This is a genomic window from Legionella feeleii, from assembly GCF_001467625.1.
Lineage (GTDB): Bacteria > Pseudomonadota > Gammaproteobacteria > Legionellales > Legionellaceae > Tatlockia > Tatlockia feeleii.
Window position 1 is genome coordinate 469,796 of sequence record NZ_LNYB01000085.1, and the last position, 22,438, is coordinate 492,233.

Sequence of the window (22,438 nt, forward strand, 5' to 3'; positions counted from 1 at the left end):
GGAAGATAGTAGAAAGGTCAACAGTCCAAATAAACTATCGTCGGTAAGGCGCCTTGGCAAGCAAGGTATCATCGGCAAGTAATCTGACCCACGGCCAAAATAAAACACTAATAAGCGCACTGCCTACAGACATAAGAAAACCAATATGAAATCCCAAGAAAGCATCTATCGTTAAAATCAGTAATTGGTAAAGCAGACAGAAGAATCCTATCAGCCCCATTTGTTGCCCTATGGAAAAAAACGAAAACCGCCGTGCTTTATTACTGGCTATCCAGGATACAAAACAAAGAGCGAAAGCATGTTCGCCAATGACAGTCGCTAATAAAACATCCAGCATTAAACCGATAATCACAAGGAGACTGATATTGAAATGATCAGGTAAATAATACTGTAAATACAAAACCAGCATTAAAACCCAAGGCGGCCTAAGTCCCACTAAAAGATCCGGTAAAGGTAAAATAGTCAGAACAAGCGCTAACATGATTGCAATAATCAAACGCAAATTTAACGAATTCATGCATTTGCTCCTATAGCATTCATACGCTCATTAATCTGTGCTGTTAATGCAGTCTGCTCTTTATCAGGCCAGATGAGAAGTACTAGGCGATTCCTGTTGAGTAAAGCAATTGGGCTAACATCAACTTTTATAAAATCATCACCAGGAATACTTTTTATTTCTTCAACTCGACCCACAGGATAACCTTCGGGATAAAGACGGCCAAGGCCAGAAGTAACCAAGAGATCGCCTTTGTTAATCGACGAGGTTCTTGGTAAATTGATTAGTGATAACTGGCTCATACTGTTAGTACCAGCCAAAATGGCCCTTTCGCCAGTACGATTGTTTCTTACGGGAACCGCGCTTTTAGAATCGGAAATTAATAGAACCGTACTGGTCATATAGCCTACATCAATAATTTGTCCCATGACACCTTTAGCATCAAGTACAGGCTGGCCAGTATAAACACCATCGCGCTTTCCTTTATTCAAGACAACTAACTGCCGCGAACTCGTGGTATCAACTGCCAGAATTTGTGCAGCCATTGCGCGCATTCTCGCCTTGGATGAGGTAAGCAGTAACTCGCGCAATTGTGAATTTTCTTCCTTGATAACTAAAAGCTTCTGCAACTCGGCTTCAAGCATCGTTTGCTGGTAGCGTAATTTTATATTTTCATCAATGAGGGCTTTCTTGGCACTGACTAAAGATTGAATCCAACCAATAACCCGAACAGGGTAGTCAACAACGTATTGCAAGGGAGAAACAAGCAAGGCAAAACCACCACGTACGCTATCTAGATATCCATAGCGGTAGTCTGAAAACATAAGCGACAATGAGAGCACCAAGGCAAACGCAAAACTAAACGATTTGGGCTTGCCTTTAGCAAAAAGTCTGCTATTTGAATTATTCGGTTGAGAGGAAATCACCGCCACGCAGATCCATGGTTTCTAACGCTTTACCACCACCACGAGCCACGCAGGTTAAAGGATCTTCTGCAACCAGCACGGGTAGACCCGTTTCCTCCATCAAGAGAGTATCCATATTTTTCAATAGAGCTCCGCCACCCGTTAATACCATACCACGCTCGGCAATATCTGCCGCCAATTCGGGAGGCGCTAACTCAAGGGCAGCTCTCACAGCACCCACAATACCTGAAAGCGGCTCTTGCAGGGCTTCAAGAATCTCAGCACTGGTCAATGTGAAACTGCGTGGTACCCCTTCTGCCAAATTTCTACCACGAACTTCGATCTCGAACAAATCTCGGCTCGGGAAAGCGGAACCAATTTCGTGCTTAATGCGCTCAGCAGTAGTTTCGCCAATCAGAGTACCATAATTGCGACGCACGTAAGAAACAATAGCATCGTCAAACTTATCACCACCAATACGTACTGATTGATGATAGACAATACCACTGAGAGAAATAATAGCCACTTCAGTAGTACCGCCACCGATATCCACGACCATAGAGCCACTGGCTTCTTCCACTGGCATGCCAGAACCCAAGGCTGCTGCCATCGGCTCCTCAATCAGGAAGACTTCGCGCGCACCTGCACCCATGGCTGATTCACGGATTGCACGACGCTCAACCTGTGTAGAACCACAAGGCACACAGACCAGGACACGCGGGCTTGGGCGCAAGAACCGGTTTTCATGCACTTTATGAATGAAATGTTGCAGCATTTTTTCTGTAACAAAGAAATCTGCGATGACTCCATCCTTCATTGGTCTAATAGCATTAATATTACCAGGCGTTCTACCCAGCATGCGTTTTGCTTCCAAACCAACAGCTGCCACTCGTTTCTGACCCGACTCATTGCGCAAAGCAACAACAGACGGCTCATTTAAAACGATCCCTTTATCCCTTACATAAATCAATGTATTGGCTGTTCCCAAATCAATGGACAAATCATTGGAAAAAACGCCCCTTAATTTCCTAAACATCTGCAACAACCTCTTCTTTTTTTTGGCGAACACTTTAACTCATATTTGGATAAAAATCGACAGATCTTGATGAAGATTTATTTGAAGATAAAAATAGACCAAATAATCTATCAATATTTATCAAAAATCGGCGGGATACTCTGCCGTTAGTGTTCAAAATAAATTAGTTAAATTTAGGGGACTATTAACAGTCCCCTATACGGTTAACTCACTGTAAAAACCTCTTGTAATTGGAGTAAATGCTTTTCCACGAATTGCTTTCCTAACCCGCGCACATGAGATAAATCTTCCACTGATTTAAAACTCCCGTTACTTTCACAGTATTTGATAATCGCTTCAGCACGTTTCACTCCTATACCCTTAAAAGCCTTGGCAAGCGTATTGATATCCGCTTTGTTGAGATCTACTTTAGCATTCGATTTTTGGCTAGCGACCGGGGTTACCGTATTGAGCTGATTGGTTGCAGCATGAATTGGAAGGATTATGACCAATAGCGACCAGACAACAGCAAACAAACTTGTTTTCATTTTTTATTCTCCTTTATTGATTGGACTATACGGCTTTTTACTAAACCGTTTGTCTCGCATCAGACTCCTCCTGTGCGAGCCAAGTGAGTATCTCAGTATTTTTTTTATCTGTCGAGACTTAATGATATAAAATGTGAATGAAGCACATAGGCGACGCAAGCCGTTAATTTTTTTACCATTTCTAAATGCAAAAATTCATTAGGGCCATGGGCATTAGAGTGCGGACCCAAAACACCTGTAATCATAAATTGTGCATCAGGGAATTTTTCACCCAGCATCGCCATAAAGGGAATCGTACCGCCCTCCCCCATATACACAGCAGTTTTCTTATAAAAAGCCAATGAAGCCTCATCCACTGCTTTTGCCAACCAGTCTGCCATCAATGGTGCATTCCAGCCTTTAGCACTATCATCAATACGAAAACTGGTCTTTGCATGATAAGGTGGGTTCTGCGTTAAGGTGTGTTGCAAGGTTGTCGCAGCCTCTTTGGGGCAAACTAAAGGCGGCAGACGCATGGAAAGCTTGAATGCTGTTTTCGCTCTAAGTACATTTCCTGCATCTGCAATGGCTGGTAAACCTTCAGCCCCTGTTATAGCTAAGGCCGGGCGCCAGGTACGATTTAATATGAGTTGTTGTTTATCATGCGTCACCGGTTCAACACCAGTATGAAAAGGGAAACCACAGTAAACCTCATCCCCCAGAACAGCGGCACAGGTATTTGCCTGCTTCACACGCTCCAAAGGGATATCACAGTGCAGTGCAGCCAATTTAATCTCGCCATTTGTTTCATCTTCAATACGGCTAATTAATTGTTTGGCTACACGGAAACTATCAGCAACAATACCGCTAGCATTACCAGAATGCACTCCCTCATTGAGTAACTCAACCGATAATTCGCCTACAACATTACCGCGCAAAGATGTCGTCATCCATAATTGCTCATAATTACCCGCACCAGAATCCAGGCAAATAACCAGAGAAGGTTGCCCAATTTTGTCTTTTAATGCTTCGATATAATAAGGTAAATCATAACTGCCACTTTCTTCACAGGCCTCAATAATTAAGACGCAGCGTGCATGGGGAAGTTGCTGCTTTTGCAATGCGTTTATCGCCGTCAATGAAGCATACGCTGCATAACCATCGTCAGCCCCGCCTCGGCCGTAGAGACGTCCATCACGTATTACAGGTTGCCAAGGACCAAGTCCTTCTTGCCAACCAGTCATTTCAGGTTGCTTATCTAAATGGCCATAAAGTAATACTGTTTGATCGACCTCACCGGGTACCTCCATGAACAATAAAGGAGTACGGCCTGGCAAACGGATAACTTCCAAAGTTATTCCTGCTGGAGCATGCGCTTTACACCAATCAGCAACATGGTTAACCGCTTGCTCCATGTAACCATGTTCCTGCCAATGCTCATCAAAATGGGGGGATTTATTCGGAATTTTAATGTAATCGCACAAGCTTGGCAGAATTTCTTTCTGCCATTCCTGCTCAATGTACTCATATAGTTTTAGGGTGTTCAGCATGCAGTTGTTCCTTGATGAGAGCAATAATTTTCAAGGTAGCTGATTCAATATGGAGCGCCTTGATTTTAGCAATAATTTCTTCCCGTTGCTGGCCAGCTTCAGTAATTGCAGCCAGTAAATTTTCTGCGGTTAAATTGTCATCATCAACGACCTTGCTAATTCCCTGCTGGGCAAAATAACGCGCATTTTGAATTTGATCGCCTCGACTAACTTTGGCAGAGAGTGGAATTAAAACATGAGGTTTCTGCAAAGACAGAATTTCATAGAGTGCATTAGCGCCTGCTCGTGAAATAACCAAATCGCTTGCGGCAAACAAATCCGCCAACTCACCACTCGCGTATTCGAGTTGGCAATAATTAGCATGGTTAATCAAGTTACTATCCAACTTTCCCTTACCACATAGATGAATCACCTGATAGGAAACAGTCAACAAATCCAAAATGCTTCTTAACGCTGTATTCAGTTTTACTGAGCCCTGGCTTCCTCCCATCACTAATACACAGGGCTTGTCGTAATTAAAACCACATAACTCCAAACCTTTTTCTTTCGAACCTTTAAATAACTCTTGCCGTATCGGCGTCCCAGTTATTTCCACTTTTTCTGGTTTCTTAAAATGCTTTTTTGCTGCTCCAAAAGTAACGCAAATTTTATCGACAAAAGGAAAGCTTAACCGGTTAGCAAGTCCGGGACTCATATCAGATTCGTGGGCAATAACAGGTATGCGATTTAACCAGGCCGCCACAACAATTGGAAAAGCAACAAAACCACCCTTGGAAAAAACAATCTCTGTTTTAAGTCTGCGTAATAAGCAATAAGACTGCACGATACCAAGAAGAATTTTGAACGGATCCAAAAAATTTTGCCAACTGAAATACCTTCTTAATTTGCCGCTGCTAACAGCATGGTAAGGGATATTTAAAGCGCTGATCATGTCCTTTTCTACACCATCTTTTGAGCCGATATAATCAATTTGCCAACCCTCGTGTCGCAGCACTTCTATGAGTGGCAAGTTAGGTGTGACATGGCCAGCCGTACCGCCGCCAGTAAAAACAATCGATGAATTCATTTAACTTCCCTAACCAGTAAACTTAAATCAATGGCCTGAATTGATTTAGTAATAGCTCCGATTGAAATATAATCAACGCCGATTTGTGCTACCGCAGCGATGGTATTCAAATCAATACCGCCTGATGCTTCCAGTTCACAATCATAAGGTTTAGCAATTTCTACTGCTTCCATCAGCATAGCATTGCTAAAATTATCGAGCAAAATGCGATCGGGTCTGGCGAGCAACGCTTCGTGCATCTCCTCAAGCGTCTCTACTTCGACCTCAATCAGCAAATCAGTACGCATTTGTCTTGCTTGGTTAATTGCCTGGGTAATAGAACCACAGGCTTTAATGTGGTTTTCCTTAATCAAAAACGCATCGTATAAACCCATACGATGATTGACTCCTCCCGCACAGGCTACAGCGTATTTTTGGGCATGGCGTAAACCTGGTAATGTTTTACGGGTATCCAGTAAACGAGTCTTGCTGCCTTGTAGCTTTAACCGGTACTCATGGGTTTTTGTGGCGGTAGCTGACAGGGTTTGTAAAAAATTCAGAGCAGAACGCTCAGCAGTTAAAATACCAGCTACTGGACCTTTAATTTGGCATAAAGTTGCAGGCTTACCAAGCCATTGCCCTTCTTCTACTAACCAATCCAATTTAATCGCAGGATTTACCTCAGCAAAAACAGCATCAACCCAAGGGCGCCCGCAAACCAACATCGGTTCACGCGAGATAATTTCGGCCTCGGCAAATAACTCAGCAGGCAGTAAGGCAGCACTAACATCGCCATTGCCAACATCTTCCTCCAGCGCCCTTTTAACATCAGCCAAAATATCGATTTGGCTTAACTTCATGCTTTCTCCCCTTTTTGGTCACTTTTGCCGTAACGGGCTTTAATAAAAGGCGGCGCAATAACGGTAGTCACAATAACCATCAAAACAATCGCTGAAAACAGTTGATCAGACATTACACCCAATGTTCTTCCTATCGAGGCAAAAATCAATCCAACCTCACCGCGCGGTAACATACCTATCCCAATCAACAAGCGATCATCTTTGCGATCTGCACCTAAGCCACTAACTAATTTACCAACAACAGCTGCAGCAATCAGACCGCTGGCCATTAGCAGTACCTGCCAATCCCAAAAGGATTCGAGTTTTACCTGAATCCCGATGAGAATGAAAAATAATGGAGCCAAAATAGATTCAAGCGGCGCTACGAGATTATGGATACTTAAAGAATCACTTGCAGAACGTGTGCGCGATTCAAACAAACCATCATGAATAATGAGTCCTGCCGCAAACGCACCGATAATAGTTGCTAAATGAATCAGCGTTGCTATCCATGCCAACAGCATGACAAAGATAAATGAAATGAACAACTTAGCTTCCCAGAGCTCAAGAAATTTAAAAAAGCTTACCGCTTTACGAATAACCCAGGGACCAAGAGTGATGACAACAGTAAAAAACAGGGTAGCAGAAATTATAACGCGCCCTACCATGACCAGATCAACTACCCCACTAATTACGACAGAACTGACGATAGCCAGAATTACCAAACCTAAAATATCATCAATCATTGCCGCGCCAAGAATTGTTCTCGCTTCGCGGGTGCGTAATTTTTTCATCTCGGCAAGCACACGAGCGGTGATCCCTATACTCGTCGCTGACAAGGTCGCTGCAACAAACAAATCAGCCTGGTAGGAGGACTTCGGCAGCATTAAATGCGCTACGGCAAAACCCAGGATAATAGGTACAATAACACCAATAATGGCTACTTGTACTGATTCACGGCCAGTATGTTTAAGCTCTTCTACTGAGCTTTCAAGGCCAACCATAAATAAAAGAAAAATCACCCCATAACGGGAAAAAATATCAAGAACATAGGCCACCTTGATTAAATCAATCCCGTTACCATTACCTAGTGCATCGGTAACTTGCTTGGCATAATAAGGATCGGAAACACTACTCGCAACTGCCTGGGGAAGAGAAATGCCCCCAAGCATTTCACGCATGATGTTAAAAATAGCAGACCCTTCACGTAGAATAACAACAAGCTGCGAGCCAAAGAAGTAACATAGATTGCCCAGAAAAACGCCCATCAACAATTCACCCAATACCCCCGGCTGATTAAAGCGTCTGGCTATATAGCGGCCCAGGATGGCGAAAAAAAGGATAAGGGTAACCCAGAGTATCACGGGTGCAACTGGATCATGGTGGTCAGCTTGGTTGCCAGCAAATAGCAAGGCGGGGAAAAAACCTAGCAGTAAAATCCAATATCTTAAATAGCGCGACATGGGCTATTGCTCAGCAAGAAAGAGACAAGTTTCCAATACTGAATCAGGATTCAACGATACACTGTCAATTCCTTCCTGCATGAGCCATTGAGCAAAATCCTGATGATCGGATGGGCCCTGGCCACAAATACCAACGTATTTCCCTGCTTTTTTACAGGTTGAAATCGCCATATGTAAAAGTGCCTTAACCGCATCATTCCGCTCATCAAATTGCGCTGCAATCAAGCCAGAATCCCTGTCCAAACCAAGCGTTAATTGTGTTAAGTCGTTGGAGCCTATTGAAAAACCGTCAAAATATTCTAAAAACTCGTTGGCAAGTAATGCATTAGAAGGCAATTCACACATCATGATGACACGCAGGCCATCTTTACCGCGCTCAAGTCCATGCTGTTTAAGCACCTGGATAACCTGTGCCGCTTCAGCAACCGTTCTGACGAAAGGAATCATTACTTCGACATTGGTCAATCCCATCTCTTCGCGTACGCGGCGAACGGCTTTACACTCCAGAGCAAAACACTCGGCAAAATCAGCAGATACATAGCGTGATGCACCACGAAAACCCAGCATGGGATTTTCTTCATGGGGTTCGTATAAATTACCACCCGCCAGATTAGCATATTCATTGGATTTAAAATCGGAGAGTCTGACAATGACTGGCTTTGGGTAAAAGGCAGCAGCAATCGTAGCTATACCTTCTTTTAAACGCTCAATGTAATACTCCACTGGAGATGCATAAGCGGCGGTCTTGTCATCAATAAGCTGTTTTAAATTTTTATCCTGTAAAGAGTCATATTCCAACAAAGCTTTTGGATGAATACCAATCGTATTGGAAATTAAAAATTCGAGGCGAGCCAAACCAACCCCGGAATTAGGTATGGATTGAAAAGCCAAAGCACGCTCAGGATTACCAACATTCAGCATGATTTTCATCGGCAGTTCAGGCATGGTATCCACATCAAGGTGTACCTGCTCGAATGGTAACAAGCCTCGATAAACATAGCCGGTATCTCCTTCGGCACAACTCACTGTGACTTCGTCTCCGTCCCGAATGGCTTTGGTTGCATCACCACAACCAACCACAGCGGGAATACCCAGTTCGCGGGCAATAATGGCCGCATGGCAAGTTCTGCCACCCCGATTAGTAACAATCGCCGCAGCCCGTTTCATGATCGGCTCCCAATCGGGATCCGTCATGTCAGAAATTAAAACATCACCAGGCTCGACACGGTGCATTTCACTAATGTCTCTGATAACCTTCGCCCGTCCCTGCCCGATACGTTGGCCAATACTACGGCCCTCCGTTAATATCTCCCCTTGTTTTTGCAGGGTATAGCGCTCTAACACTTGGGTATTGCTACGGCTTTTTACAGTTTCAGGACGTGCTTGTAAGATATATAACTTCCCGTCCTTACCATCTTTAGCCCATTCAATATCCATAGGTCGGCCATAATGCTTTTCAATAATAAGAGCCTGTCTAGCCAACTGCTCTGCTTCTTCATTCGTTAAAGAAAACAGCAGACGTTCTTTTGCTTTAACTTCTTCTGTCTTAACAGTCCGGGCTTGTGTTTCATCATTGCAATAGACCATTTTGAGCGCTTTACTGCCCAAATTGCGGCGGATCACAGCAGGTCTACCCGCTTGCAGACCTGGTTTATGAATATAAAACTCATCTGGATTTACCGCACCTTGCACAACCATTTCACCCAGGCCATAAGATGATGTAATGAAAACAACTTGATCAAAACCAGACTCGGTATCCATGGTAAACATCACACCACTGACCGCCAAATCACTACGAATCATTTGCTGAATACCAGCCGACAAAGCCACATCATTATGGGCAAAACCGTGATGCACCCGATAAGCAATAGCCCGATCATTAAATAAAGAAGCAAAAACCTGTTTAATAGCAATTAAAACAGCGTCAATACCCCGCACATTTAAATAAGTTTCTTGCTGACCGGCAAAAGAGGCATCAGGCAAATCTTCTGCAGTTGCTGAAGAACGTACTGCAACACTAAAGTCACTGTGACCGATTTGTTGAGCAAGTAGCTCATAAGATTGGCGGACTGCTTTCTCAAATTCAGCAGAAAAAGGTGCCTTGATAACCATCTCACGAATCGTTTTTCCGGTTGTGGTTAATTGAGCGATATCATCCGTATTGAGGGAATTAAGCATGGCATAGATTTTTTTATCCAAACCATCATTCGCTAAAAAATCCCGAAAAGAATCCGCTGTAGTGGCAAACCCGGTTGGCACTGAGACGCCAGCCTTTGATAAATGGCTAATCATTTCACCTAAAGAAGCATTCTTACCGCCTACTTGCTCCAGATCCTGCATACCCAGATGTTGAAAATCAATTGTATGTACGCTGACTGCCATAACCACCTCTAATCCATAAAAATGACCACCATTCTACTGAAATTGCTAGATGATGTGAATTACCAACATAATTTGTTGTTAATTCAAATAATACTCCCAATAGTTTGGTCCATGCCCAACAATTGCCCCACAGGAAAATTCCACTTACGCCGGGCCAGGGGCCCGACCTGCGTTTGGTGTCAGGCTATTGGCGATACAAACGAATATTGGCAGGAGGTGTAACCGGTTTTGTCGAACGAATAGGATTGATATCCAATCCGCCTCGGCGTGTATAACGTGCGTAAACTGTTAATTCGTCAGGCTGGCAGTATGCCATGAGATCCATAAAAATACGCTCAACACATTGTTCATGAAATTCATTGTGATTGCGAAAAGACACCAGATACCGCAGCAAAGATTCATTACTAATCCGAGGACCGGAATAAGTAATTGCAATAGACCCCCAATCTGGCTGACCTGTCATTAAGCAATTTGATTTAAGCAAATGACTATATAAGACGACATTCTCTACTTTTTCCGTCGAAACATTTAGCAATCGCGGATTTACTTTATACTCAGAACAGCTAATATCCAGCTCATCCAGGCAAAGCCCTTCCAACTGCCCAATTGGCGCTTCAATAAAACCTTCCGCTTTATAAAGCACCACTTGCACGACGCTACCTGCCGCCTTACTTAAATCAGATGCTATGGTTTCCTGCACCGTTTCAGCCGAATCAAAGATTGTATTATTAAAGGAATTTAAATATAACTTGAGGGATTTCGATTCAATAAGATTAACCGATTCACAAGGCATAATAATATCAGCTACTGCAACAACCGGCTTGCCTTTTTGATTCAGCCAGGACAATTCAAACGCTGTCCAAATATCATAACCCGTGAACGGCAGGGATAAACCAATGCCAATACCCTCACGCTTTGTTTGGCGCGCGACGGGAAAAAGCAGTGAGTTATCATAATTGTCGATGTAGGCACTACGCCGACCCAGCGGCGAAGCGTGTAAATAGTGTTCGGACATACTCTCTATATCTATTGACTAAAAAGCGCCTATCATAGCAAATCAAGGCTATTTATGCAGCAAGTTTGTACAGTCGTGCTCTTCACACCAATCAAATCTGCACCTGTATTTTAAATTAGATGCTTACAACAATTCACATCTGCCGCTGCATCTAATATTATATGCGCTTTATGATTGCGGCGAATTATCCATGACCTTAACTGCTTTAAACGCTATCTCACCTATCGATGGGCGCTACCTGAAAAAAACCAGCGCATTAAGTCCTTATTTTAGTGAATTTGCCCTAACTTATTACCGTCTTATGGTAGAAATTCGCTGGCTCGAATCATTAGCTGCAAACAAAGAGATCACTGAAGTACCCGAACTCGACAAGGGGTCACAAAATTATTTAAACGAAATCCTGGCCAATTTTAACGAAGCTGAAGCAGAAAAAATTAAGGTTTATGAAAAACAAACCAACCATGACGTCAAAGCAGTAGAATATTATTTACAGGACAAACTTGAGCAATTTGGAGGATTACGCAGGTATACCGGCTTTATTCATTTTGCCTGCACGTCCGAAGACATTAACAATTTAGCCTATGCCTTGATGGTGAAAGAAGCCATTGCCCAGGTCATACAACCTTCTCTGGCAGAAATTATTGGTAGTATTACCATGCTGGGTAAGCAACATGGTGATATCGCCATGTTATCAAGAACACACGGGCAACCAGCAACCCCAACTACCATAGGCAAGGAATTAGTCAATTTTGTCGCTCGTCTGAAACGCCCACAACAGCAATTGGCAGAAGTACTCATTCCAGCCAAATGTAACGGTGCAGTGGGCAATTATAATGCTCATATTATTGCTTATCCCGAAGTTGACTGGCGTAAACATTGCGCAAACTTTGTCAGTTCACTCGGCTTATCTTTCAGCGCTTATACAACCCAGATAGAGCCTCATGATGGCATTGCGGAAGTCTCCCATATCATGATTCGCATCAACAATATTTTGCTTGATTATACCCGCGATATCTGGACTTATATTTCCTTAAATTATTTTAAACAGAAAACGATTGCTGATGAGGTTGGCTCATCCACCATGCCTCACAAGGTTAACCCCATTGATTTCGAAAATGCTGAAGGTAATTTGGGTTTGGCTAATGCTTTATTTAATCATTTTGCTAACAAACTAACCCAATCTCGTTTACAGCGCGACTTATCCGACTCTACTGTGTTACGCAACCTTGGCGTCGCCTTCGCTTACACATTAATTGCCTATCAGGCTATTGCAAAAGGAAATGATAAATTACAGATCAATAAGCGTGCCCTGAAGCATGATCTTGATTCCAATTGGGAAGTGCTCGCTGAAGCTATCCAGACTGTTATGCGTCGCTATGAAGTACCCAATGCGTATGAACAATTAAAAACCCTTACTCGCGGCCAGGGAATTGATGCGGATAGTTTGAAAAACTTTATTAAGTCGCTCGATATTCCGGATAAGGTAAAAAATCAGTTAATCGGATTAACACCGGAAAAATATATCGGCTTGGCGGCCCAACTGGTGAAAGCATTTTCATGAGTGGTAATCTTTCGCAGCAAGGACATGCTCTAGAGTTTGATGTTCTGGTCATAGGGACTGGGCTTGCTGGCCTGAATTATTGCTTACAATTGCTAAAATTACAGCCCAACCTGACTATTGCTTTAATCAGTAAAGCCGAAATCACTGAATGTAACAGCCGTTACGCGCAAGGCGGGATTGCCGCAGCCGTTGCACCGGAGGATTCTCTGGAATCGCATATCGCCGATACACTCCATGCTGGTGACGGTTTATGCTATCAACCAGCCGTTGAATTCATTATTCGCCAAGGGCCACAAGCCATCAAAGATTTACTGGCTTACCCGATTCCTTTTACCAGACAATCTGGCGGCGATTTTTCCCTCGCCCAAGAGGGAGGGCATTCGCATCGACGAATTTTTAACAGTGGCGATCAAACCGGTTTAGCCGTTACCGAAGCCCTGCTACAAGCGGTCAAGCAACAGCCACAAATCCATTTTTTTGACTATCATATAGCCGTTAATCTCATTACCCATTACCATCCTCATCGCACAGATAATCAGGGAGAGGTCTTAGGGGCCTACGTACTGGATTGCCAAAACAATCGCATTCACACTTTTGTATCCCGTTGTGTCATTCTTGCGACCGGCGGCGCTGGTAAAACCTATCGCTATACCACCAACCCCATTATTGCAACTGGCGATGGCGTCGCTATGGCTTATCGGGCTGGGGCGCGCGTGGGTAATATGGAGTTTTATCAATTTCACCCTACTCTTTTACACCACCACTCGCTAAATAATTTTTTAATTTCCGAAGCCGTACGAGGTGAAGGGGCTTTGCTAAAGAATGCTGATACAGGCGAACGTTTCATGCGTCGTTATGCACCAAACCAATTAGAGTTAGCGACCCGTGACATCGTTGCCCGATCTATTTTTAGCGAAATTGAGCAGGGCCAAAGCGGTTTTGTGCATTTAGATATCACTCATCAGTCCAAGTCTTTCTTAAAAAAACGTTTCCCGCAAATTTACAATACCTTGCTCTCTATTGGCATCGATATGAGTCAGGATATGATTCCTGTCGTACCTGCTGCTCATTACCAATGTGGCGGTGTGCTAACTGACGTTGATGGACGGACTGATCTCAAACGACTCTACGCGATTGGCGAGGTTGCTTTTACCGGTCTGCACGGAGCCAACCGCCTGGCCAGTAATTCCTTGCTCGAAGCATTAGTCATGGCAAGCAATGCTGCTCATTGTACCTTGAAAGACATTACTACCCCCATTAAGATAATTGACAGCATTCCCAACTGGAGTTCTCCAGGTGAAGTCAATGCTCGCCGCGCGAGCCAGATTAATGCGCACTGGCGTGGTTTGCGTGGTGAAATGACCTCTTATGCCGGTATTGTACGTACCGAAGCAGGCCTCCAGGATCTACTACAATTAATTATGAAGCGTAAAAAAATAATTGAGGAATATTATTGGAAGCATTGCATTACCCGTGACTTTATCGAGTTACGTAATATTGTTTTGAATGCTGAACTCATTGTTAGAGCTGCCTTATCAAGAAGAGAATCCAGGGGCGGCCACTATCGCGAGGATTTCCCGTATAAGAATGCCCAGGCAGAAGAAAGTATTGCCCGGCTGACCTCACCGCAGAATCCCTTTATTTAGTTGAGGTGTACCCATGTTTAAAAGCCATACTGTTTATCAACCAGAAAAAACACTCATGCAAATTACCAATGATATGAGTATTTGCCAAAGCGACTACCCACTGGATTGGTATCAGGAAGACTTTATCCCCTATGCAGAAGAGTATCAGGCTTTACCTGATCGAAAACTGACAACAGTGCTTGCCTGGATGCAACCCTATATGCAAAAAGCACAAAGTCATTTTGGTGATAAATTATTGTTACTCGCCCACTACTATATGGGGGGAGATATTGTAAGATTAGTTGAGCAATTTGGTGGTCAAATTGGTGACTCTTACCAATTGGCACTCATGGCAGCTAATCATCCTGAGAAATCGGTGATTATTGAATCAGCGGTTCATTTCATGGCTGAATCCATCAGTATTCTCGCTAACAAACAACAACAAGTCTATATCACTAATCCCAAATCCGGCTGCACAATGGAGATGCTTGCTAAAGATTTCATGGTTGAGCCTGCCTTTCTGGATCTGAACGAACGCTACGGAGCAGAGAATATTTTGCCAGTTTGCTACATGAATACCTCCGGACGAGTCAAAGCCATGACTGGTGCTCAAGGTGGTGCCGTCTGTACCAGTTCGAATGTAAAGAAAATTTTCTCCTGGGCGATAAAACAAAACAAAAAAATATTGTTTATTCCAGATCAACATATGGGTGAAAACATCGCCTATTGGCTAGGGATCAACCACCTTGCTTACTGGCCTGGCGGCACAGCAGGCGCTCAATACTCTCTTGCTGCTCAAGATAGCAAAACGCTGGATCAATTCGATAAAGCCAATTTAATTTTATTCGCCAGTCAATGTGCCGTTCATACTCATTATCAACCAGAAATGTGTGAATACTGGCATCAATTGGGGTACACCACCGTGGTTCATCCTGAATGCCGCAATGAGGTTATTCGTGTTGCCCAGCAAGCGGGTTCAACAGCCTTTATTTGGGATTATGTAGTGAATGACCGAGGGAACACCAAACATTATGCCATCGGCACAGAAAATCATATGGTAGAAAATTTGAAGCAGCATTGTAAAAACAGGGGCATCACTGTCGTTAACCTGGCCGAAGCACCTAAACAAGATAATGAAAAAGGCATGGGCTGTGGTTGCGCTACCATGTCACGCAATGATCCACCTCATCTGGTGGCACTGGTTGATCTTTTACGCCAAGGAAAAACGATGGCTTATAATGAAGTCAAAGCAGGTGATCTGGTCAATGAATTTACCGGTAGTCGCCAGCGCTTACAAGAAAGCGAACAAGAGTGGGTCATCGACAATGCTAAAAAAGCCTTGCAAATGATGATAAATATTACCGAAGACCGTTTATGAAGCTCAGGGCTTTAGTCCATGCCTGCTAAACATGAAAAACCAAGGCAAGTTGTCTTGGTTCCTTATGACAAGCAATGGCCGCTTTTATTTGCTCAGGAAGAACAACAACTAGCGGCTATTTTGAAGCAACGATGTCTGGCTATTCACCACATTGGCAGCACTGCAATTCCTCAAATTCACGCGAAGCCAATTATTGATATCTTGCCGGTTGTTGATGATATCGAGAAAATTGATGCCTTAAACCCTCACTTTGAAGCTTTAGGCTATACCTGTATGGGTGAATATGGCATAAAAGGCCGTCGTTTTTTTTGGAAATCGAAATCTCAGCGCAGCCATAATATTCATATTTTTTCCCAAAATTCACCAGAAATTGCGAGACATTTAGCGTTTCGTGATTTCCTCATTAACAATCCTGTTTATGCCCAGGCTTATTCGCTGATAAAACAATCCCTAGCCGCAGTCTTTGTGGATGACATCGAAAATTACGTGAATGGCAAAGCTTCTTTTATTCAATACATTGACTATAAAACAGGCCAATGCAGTCAGGAACAATTAGATGCGGATGATCATATCGTCATTAGTGCTTACAACCCGGCTTGGCCATTACTGGCCAAAGCTGAAATTGACACTATCACCGAATTCAGCAAGGCACTTGATTTTGTTGTTATTGAACATATTGGTAGCACAGCTGTACCGGAGTTATCCAGTAAACCAATCATTGATTTGTTCATTACAATTCAATCTTTAGACCAAGCCCCCCAATGGATCGAACTATTGGAAACACTAGGTTATGTTTTCTGGCCTGAGAATCCGGATAAAACTCATCTGCGCTTTTTTAAAGGCATGCCTCCTTTTGGTAAAGGCAGAACTCACCACATTCATCTTATGGAAGCCAGCACTAGCTCGATGGAACACCGTCTTTTGTTTCGCGATATTCTACGTCTTGATGGGCAAATACGACGCGACTATGAAAAATTAAAACAGCAATTGGCGAATGAACATAGCGGGGACAGAGAGTACTATACTGATGCCAAATCATTATTCATTACGCAAGTACTTCGCACTCACGGTTATGAGAAACCCATCTCGCGTTGATGATTATTGCTAAATTCATTAAAGATTGATTACACTCAATAGTCGCTAAAACAGAGCAGGGAGATACCCATGTCAACAGCCTCTAATAATACTGCAAATTCAATCTATGATGTTCCTGTTAACACGATGGATGGCAGTGTTACAACGCTTAATCCCTATCGAGGCAAGGTGATGTTAATCGTCAATGTAGCCAGCCGCTGCGGGTTCACACCGCAATATGCCGAACTGGAAGCCATGTATCATGATTACAAAGAGCGAGGACTCGGTATCTTGGGTTTTCCGTGTAATCAATTCCTCCATCAAGAACCCGGAACGCACGAAGAGATTAAAGCTTTTGCGGAGAGCTGCTATCGGATAACTTTCCCCTTGTATGCAAAAATCGATGTACGGGGAGAAAATCGCGCGCCGCTCTACAGCTATATCATCAAACACATTCAAAAACGCCCTTTAAAATTTATTCCCTGGAATTTCACCAAAATTTTAGTTGATAGTGAGGGACGTATACTGAAACAGTATCTTCCAACCACATCGCTGCAAAAGATTCGCAAGGATATTGAAGCGTTATTACCCAATTAAAGCCTCACCCCTGGTATAGCAGAATCTTACTGCAACCAAATTGTTATACCAGAACCGATATAAGTGCCATCCAAGCGACCACTGACCGGATGGCCAATCTCCAAATCGAAAGCCATCGTTGGATGAATCAGATATAAGAATCCATAATCAGCGTTAAAACCACTACCTTGGCCTGGCCCCGTCTTGGTTTGACCATAAATTTCGGCAAAAAAGCTAAGTTTTGTCGCAGGAGCATAGGAAAAAACCAAATCGGGGTTAATCGTTTGAAAACGTAAATTACCCGCAATGGGAGGTAAGGAAATTGTGCTTGCACTCAACTCAAAAAGCCAACTAAATTGTTCATTAATTGTGTAATTCAAAATACCACTCACCACAGCACTAACTTCCTTTGCGCCAAAACCAGCACTACCACCAGGAGGTGCTATTGCAGCCTCTGCTGCGAACATCCATTTTGAGTTGTAAAAAACCTGATGTTTTATATCCAGCGTGGTTATATCATAACCAGAAAACGGATAACTGGTTTGTTGATTAAACGAGGAGGCAAACAAAACAAACTGAGTATTAGCCGGTAATCCCAGCGTTAAAGTCAGTTGTGGGAAATTCTGGAAGAAAACGGCAGGATTGGAAAATCCTGAATAGATATACCCTGCTTCTGCCATGAATGTTTTAGGTGGTATCACACAAGGACTATCAGCAACCGAACCTCGATGCGTATAATTAAACACCGCGCCAGGTCCATCACAAGGATTATCTGTTGTTCCTGCAAAAACTTTCGTCATGAATATGAAGATAACAATCCATATCGATAACAATTTCCCTATTAATCTAAATCCCATTCACTACGGCCATACCATTCATTTATCCGTCACTCTACCATATTTACCCTTAAGTTAATAAAGCGACCACATGACTGTGTAAATATTTTACAAAATTCCCGATCACGACTATTCTTAATAACTAGGGCGGTATGATTTACGCCTCTATTACCAGTATAAAGTAAGTTCAACCAAGATAGGAGATCAAAAATGAACAAGGACATCTTTGAAGGTAAATGGGAAGAGGTTAAAGGTCAATTGAAACAAAAATGGGGTAAATTGACTGACGATGATCTCTTGGAAATAGAAGGTAATAACCAGGAAATTTATGGCAAATTGAGGCAACATTATGGTTATACCAAAGAAGAGATTGAAAGACAGTTGAGAATGTTTACCAAACATTAATTCTAACTTTAAAAGGAATTCATGATGTTAGGATGGGCACTTATTTTCCTCATCATTGCAATTGTAGCCGGTCTATTCGGCTTCAGAGGCGTTGCTTCTACGGCAACGGGTATTGCAAAAGTCTTGTTCTTTTTATTCATTGTTATTTTTATCGTGTTACTTTTGATGAATTTATTGGGTGGTGGACCACCTCCTGCTCCTCCAACCTAAATTAAAAAGTAACAGATAGAAGCCATCTAATGTATCGCAAAGAGTGAGAGTAAATCGAAGTCTTTGCGATATTTAATTTTTAACAGAAAAATTACTATTTAAATTTTTACAAAATCAAATTCTTAGACTACAAATAATATCAAGGACTTTCACTGAGAGACTTCATGAAAAAATGGACCGGATTCCTCGTCGTTTTGGTAGTGCTGATTCTTATCGCTTACTATGTTATGGGTTTTGTACTCGAACGCACACTCAATAAAAATATCAATTCAATTCCTAAATCGCCAGTACTCAGTGTTGAACTGGATAATTATGAACGCGGTTGGTTTTCATCGCAGGCTCTTTTAGCGGTAAAAATGCATATTCCAGCGCAAGAAACAACCGACGCACAAGGTGAATCCTCCACCGAGCCACCCGCTGATGTTGATATGAGCTTTCCACTAATTATTAATCATGGTCCTTTTATAGTTTCTGATTATGGCATGGGCTTCGGAATGGGCCAGGTAACAACTCGCCCCGAAACGCATTTTCATGTGTTGGTAAATTATTTTAATAAAACTATTTTCAAATACGCTATTCCAGCTTTTACCATAAAAGGCCAGGGTGGATCTGATGAGGATAGTTTCCAGGCGGAATGGTTAGGCCTAAATGCGTTACTTTGTGTCTCACCCAATTTGGACAAATTAGGCGGTGGTTTTATCCTGCATGGACTCAATACTTCTGCAAGTAATGGCCTATTCAAATTAGGTAGAGTAGTCAATAATTTCAAACTGAGCCGTTCCCAGGAGGGATTATGGGTAGGACAGGTTAGTTTTAATGTCCCCTCTGCATCACTCAGCGGAGATAAAGATAATCAGAATTTTAATCTTGAAAGCTTTGATTTGGCCTTAGGTTCAGATATCACGGACGACGCCCTGAATGTTGATTTAGGCTTATCACTGAAACAATTAGTTACTAATGACAAAACTTACGGACCAGGTGTTGTCAAACTCAGTATTAAAAATCTGGATCCTGCCGCAATGGCCAGTATTAACAAACTGACAGAAAAATTGGTTCAAGATAATCCGAACGCCACCCTGCTTGGCGTTTCCATATTATCTGAACTTCCAAAACTCCTGTCCAAAGGCGCCATCTTAGAATTATCCGAAATGAACTTTAATTTACCAGAAGGAAAGATTATAGGTAATCTAAAAATCTCCGTACCCACAGGGGAAGTCAATGACCCCGTTCAATTACTGCAAAAGGCGCAGGGTACTGGGGAATTTAGAGCACCAATGGCGATCGTCAAAGAGATTCTGGTAGCAACCATGACAACTAATTCGGAAAAAAACTCGAACTCAGAGGAAGACCAATCAACTCCGGCACAAGCTACTGCGCAAGAGCCCGCAACTGGGAACACCGCTACCGCAGTCATGCCGACTGCTTCAACAACAGACTCAAATACCGATCTCTCCGCACAAGCAGACAAAGTCTTGCAAGACTTAGTGAATAAAGGTCTGTTAAAAGTGGAAGGAAACGATTATGTCGTCAGTTTCAAATTAGAAAATCAACAACTGATGGTGAATGGACAACCCTTTGATCCCAACACATTGAAATGATTTTTCCCAAAGGCCGGTCTACTTGCCGGCCATATGTACCCTTACTCAATCTTAATTTGACTAAAATACTGCGGTAACTCCTTAGCGAGCAAAGGATCAATCTTATTAACATAAGGAATATTATCAAACGCAGTACGTGGATAAACCCTGTCATTAACCCAATGTCCCGACCAATACGCTGTCGTTCTTATGCAATCTTTGGCAAAATGATGCAAATGGTATTGTTGTTCTAATTCAAAACAACCTCTCAGAAAAATATCAACATAGGATTGTACAATAGGATCATGGTGTGACGGAGGCTGTAAACTCTGCGTTGTATAAATCCAGTATTGGCCGCGTGGAAGAGACTTCGTAATTAAGGGGCGAATTTTTTCGCGGGCAACAGCCACTCTACAATAGGTATTTTCACGTCGATCATAGTTATGCAGCGCCTTCGCCCCATTTAATTTAAAGTAGACGGCATTCATTTCCGAACCAGCCCGTTTTCTTATTCCCAGGTAGGTTGTGCTAAATCCCACTTTACTACCTTGCTCAATCCATCCTCGCTCGAAGCCACTAATATATACGGGATAATTCTTACCTACTCCTGCAGCATCTTCTCGCTTGGAATCTTCTTGCATCAGTGAGCCATAGCCAATAACAAACTGGGGCAGCTTATTATTAAAGGGTGGTCGACAATTGCCTGCCAAAAGAGGCTCTTCCTTGACAGCCTGCTTAAAACAAGAAGACAGAATCAACGTGCTGAATAACAAAAGCAGCACTGGCCTTGTTTGATTGAGAAATAACATAGAGTCCTTTCGTAAGCGAATTGCAAACAGTAAACCTTACTCTTCCACTGCAACATAGAATTGGCAACTGCCCAGAGAGTCAGTACATACATAACCACCAAGGGTATCAATCCAATTATTATCCGAACGGGCCGGTATCTTGACTCTCACGGGCCACCAGATTGAATAATGACCCACTGAATTTTTATAAGTGCAGACTACACCTTGCCCCAAACCTGCAACCATGATATTGGCACGCACAAATTGAGTATTCGCCTCACCTTGCGGATTATGGGCTGAAAATGGATCTTTTTGCCAAGGTGCTGGTAAAATACCCCAGCGCAGTGAACTGGTTTCCGGATCAGGACAGTTAAATGGCGTGGCATAAACAACTGCATTCAACGCGCAAAGCAATCCTGCTACCAATATTTTTTTTTTCATAAAATCCTCGCCAAAATCGAGCTCTCCATTCCAAAGCTCATTTATATGAAATGTTGCACATTATTTGCAATAAATAGTACCAGGTCAATTGAAATGATTTTATTTTCTAGCTTAGTAAATAATTTCATTTTCCCCATTGTTTCGCAATATTTCTTTGTTATAATGGCCGCCTGTGCCGGGGTGGCGGAATTGGTAGACGCGCCGGATTCAAAATCCGGTGGTGGTGACACCGTGTGGGTTCGAGTCCCACCCTCGGTACCATTGAGACATTTTGTAACGGTTCTCAATGGTTCATAATGGCACATAACTTCTTGATTGTTATTGAAATAATATAGACTTCTACTTCTCAAATCATTCTCAACTATTCGTTATTTTTCGCATATAACCGCGCATACTTTGGGTAAGATCTTGGGTAAGATTTCTTTACCTCTACTTCAAAGATGCTTTAGTTGAGGTAATTGATCATGCTGACTGATTTAAAAATTCAACGCCTGAAAATAGAAAGCAAAACAAAACGATATGCAGACCGTGACGGCTTAAGTTTAGAAGTCAGAGCTAGTGGCAAGAAAGTATTTCTCTTTCGTTTTCAATGGAATCAAAAACCGCAGACTATCACTGTAGGCCACTATCCAAGTCTGAGTGAGTTATTGTCAATTCTGGTGTATGAGCAAAATATCATCAAGCGGCCTTCCAGTCCGATTGTTCAACAACCTGCACTCCGTCTTCAAAC

At 42.7% G+C, this 22,438-nt stretch carries 22 protein-coding genes and 1 tRNA gene; 10 read left to right on the plus strand and 13 right to left on the minus strand.

All coding sequences use genetic code 11. The features are described 5' to 3' along the window. Positions 1-34 precede the first annotated feature (34 nt). The 10 genes from mreD to queF form a co-directional block, all read right to left on the minus strand. A complete protein-coding gene (gene mreD / locus Lfee_RS14480; protein ID WP_058447697.1) occupies positions 35-517 on the minus strand; it encodes a rod shape-determining protein MreD in 483 nt (160 codons plus the stop codon). Then, entirely contained in the window at positions 514-1,422 is a 909-nt protein-coding gene (mreC, locus tag Lfee_RS14485) for a rod shape-determining protein MreC (RefSeq protein WP_058447698.1), read from the minus strand. Before mreC ends, mreD begins: the two co-directional genes overlap by 4 nt. After that, positions 1,400-2,437 carry a rod shape-determining protein gene (locus Lfee_RS14490; protein WP_025385468.1) on the minus strand — a complete coding sequence of 346 codons (1,038 nt, stop codon included), beginning with the start codon at positions 2,435-2,437 and terminating at the stop codon, positions 1,400-1,402. Before Lfee_RS14490 ends, mreC begins: the two co-directional genes overlap by 23 nt. A gap of 203 nt (positions 2,438-2,640) precedes the next feature. Beyond that, complete coding sequence (locus Lfee_RS14495) at positions 2,641-2,964, minus strand: ComEA family DNA-binding protein (RefSeq protein ID WP_058447699.1); 324 nt, start codon at positions 2,962-2,964, stop codon at positions 2,641-2,643. A gap of 104 nt (positions 2,965-3,068) precedes the next feature. Further along, the gene (locus Lfee_RS14500) at positions 3,069-4,493 is read right to left on the minus strand and encodes a M20 family metallopeptidase (RefSeq protein ID WP_058447700.1); all 1,425 of its coding nucleotides are present in this window, start codon (positions 4,491-4,493) and stop codon (positions 3,069-3,071) included. After that, a complete protein-coding gene (locus Lfee_RS14505; protein WP_058447701.1) occupies positions 4,468-5,559 on the minus strand; it encodes an undecaprenyldiphospho-muramoylpentapeptide beta-N-acetylglucosaminyltransferase in 1,092 nt (363 codons plus the stop codon). Before Lfee_RS14505 ends, Lfee_RS14500 begins: the two co-directional genes overlap by 26 nt. Then, a complete protein-coding gene (gene nadC / locus Lfee_RS14510) occupies positions 5,556-6,398 on the minus strand; it encodes a carboxylating nicotinate-nucleotide diphosphorylase (protein WP_058447702.1) in 843 nt (280 codons plus the stop codon). The genes Lfee_RS14505 and nadC overlap by 4 nt, the downstream gene beginning before the upstream one ends. Beyond that, a complete protein-coding gene (locus tag Lfee_RS14515) occupies positions 6,395-7,840 on the minus strand; it encodes a cation:proton antiporter (RefSeq protein ID WP_058447703.1) in 1,446 nt (481 codons plus the stop codon). Before Lfee_RS14515 ends, nadC begins: the two co-directional genes overlap by 4 nt. Positions 7,841-7,843: 3 nt before the next feature. After that, entirely contained in the window at positions 7,844-10,222 is a 2,379-nt protein-coding gene (ppsA, locus tag Lfee_RS14520) for a phosphoenolpyruvate synthase (RefSeq protein ID WP_058447704.1), read from the minus strand. Between the two features lie 184 nt (positions 10,223-10,406). Continuing rightward, positions 10,407-11,237, minus strand: coding sequence for an NADPH-dependent 7-cyano-7-deazaguanine reductase QueF (queF, locus tag Lfee_RS14525; RefSeq protein WP_058447705.1), 831 nt, complete (start codon positions 11,235-11,237; stop codon positions 10,407-10,409). Positions 11,238-11,427: 190 nt separating this feature from the next. Between queF and purB the strand changes: the two genes are divergently transcribed. The 5 genes from purB (at position 11,428) to Lfee_RS14550 (ending at position 17,472) form a co-directional block, all read left to right on the plus strand. Next, positions 11,428-12,798, plus strand: coding sequence for an adenylosuccinate lyase (gene purB, locus Lfee_RS14530; RefSeq protein ID WP_058447706.1), 1,371 nt, complete (start codon positions 11,428-11,430; stop codon positions 12,796-12,798). Next, complete coding sequence (gene nadB, locus Lfee_RS14535; RefSeq protein ID WP_058447707.1) at positions 12,795-14,444, plus strand: L-aspartate oxidase; 1,650 nt, start codon at positions 12,795-12,797, stop codon at positions 14,442-14,444. Before purB ends, nadB begins: the two co-directional genes overlap by 4 nt. A gap of 13 nt (positions 14,445-14,457) precedes the next feature. Then, entirely contained in the window at positions 14,458-15,801 is a 1,344-nt protein-coding gene (gene nadA, locus Lfee_RS14540) for a quinolinate synthase NadA (protein ID WP_058447708.1), read from the plus strand. 18 nt (positions 15,802-15,819) lie between these two features. Next, on the plus strand, positions 15,820-16,896 hold the full coding sequence (locus Lfee_RS17275) for a GrpB family protein (RefSeq protein ID WP_064088335.1): 1,077 nt from the start codon (positions 15,820-15,822) through the stop codon (positions 16,894-16,896). Positions 16,897-16,965: 69 nt separating this feature from the next. Continuing rightward, positions 16,966-17,472 carry a glutathione peroxidase gene (locus tag Lfee_RS14550; protein ID WP_058447709.1) on the plus strand — a complete coding sequence of 169 codons (507 nt, stop codon included), beginning with the start codon at positions 16,966-16,968 and terminating at the stop codon, positions 17,470-17,472. A 26-nt stretch (positions 17,473-17,498) separates the two neighbouring features. On the opposite strand, the gene Lfee_RS14555 is transcribed toward Lfee_RS14550, so the two are convergent. After that, the gene (locus Lfee_RS14555; protein WP_058447710.1) at positions 17,499-18,251 is read right to left on the minus strand and encodes a hypothetical protein; all 753 of its coding nucleotides are present in this window, start codon (positions 18,249-18,251) and stop codon (positions 17,499-17,501) included. Positions 18,252-18,497: 246 nt separating this feature from the next. Between Lfee_RS14555 and Lfee_RS14560 the strand changes: the two genes are divergently transcribed. The 3 genes from Lfee_RS14560 to Lfee_RS14570 all read left to right on the plus strand — a co-directional run bounded on the left by Lfee_RS14560 (position 18,498) and on the right by Lfee_RS14570 (position 20,500). Then, on the plus strand, positions 18,498-18,692 hold the full coding sequence (locus Lfee_RS14560) for a CsbD family protein (protein WP_058447711.1): 195 nt from the start codon (positions 18,498-18,500) through the stop codon (positions 18,690-18,692). Positions 18,693-18,716: 24 nt separating this feature from the next. Then, positions 18,717-18,902 carry a DUF1328 domain-containing protein gene (locus Lfee_RS14565; protein WP_058447712.1) on the plus strand — a complete coding sequence of 62 codons (186 nt, stop codon included), beginning with the start codon at positions 18,717-18,719 and terminating at the stop codon, positions 18,900-18,902. A gap of 164 nt (positions 18,903-19,066) precedes the next feature. Continuing rightward, the gene (locus Lfee_RS14570; protein WP_058447713.1) at positions 19,067-20,500 is read left to right on the plus strand and encodes a YdgA family protein; all 1,434 of its coding nucleotides are present in this window, start codon (positions 19,067-19,069) and stop codon (positions 20,498-20,500) included. A 41-nt stretch (positions 20,501-20,541) separates the two neighbouring features. On the opposite strand, the gene Lfee_RS14575 is transcribed toward Lfee_RS14570, so the two are convergent. Further along, positions 20,542-21,288, minus strand: a complete 747-nt coding sequence (locus tag Lfee_RS14575; RefSeq protein ID WP_058447714.1) for a hypothetical protein — start codon at positions 21,286-21,288, stop codon at positions 20,542-20,544. A gap of 36 nt (positions 21,289-21,324) precedes the next feature. After that, entirely contained in the window at positions 21,325-21,708 is a 384-nt protein-coding gene (locus Lfee_RS14580) for a DUF3757 domain-containing protein (protein ID WP_058447715.1), read from the minus strand. 174 nt (positions 21,709-21,882) lie between these two features. On the opposite strand from Lfee_RS14580, the gene Lfee_RS14585 reads away from it, so the two are divergent. Both Lfee_RS14585 and Lfee_RS14590 read left to right on the plus strand, forming a co-directional pair. Further along, positions 21,883-21,969: transfer RNA gene (locus tag Lfee_RS14585), tRNA-Leu, on the plus strand. A gap of 203 nt (positions 21,970-22,172) precedes the next feature. Then, positions 22,173-22,438, plus strand: a 266-nt coding sequence (locus Lfee_RS14590) for an Arm DNA-binding domain-containing protein (RefSeq protein WP_112854859.1), incomplete at its 3' end; no start/stop codon positions are given.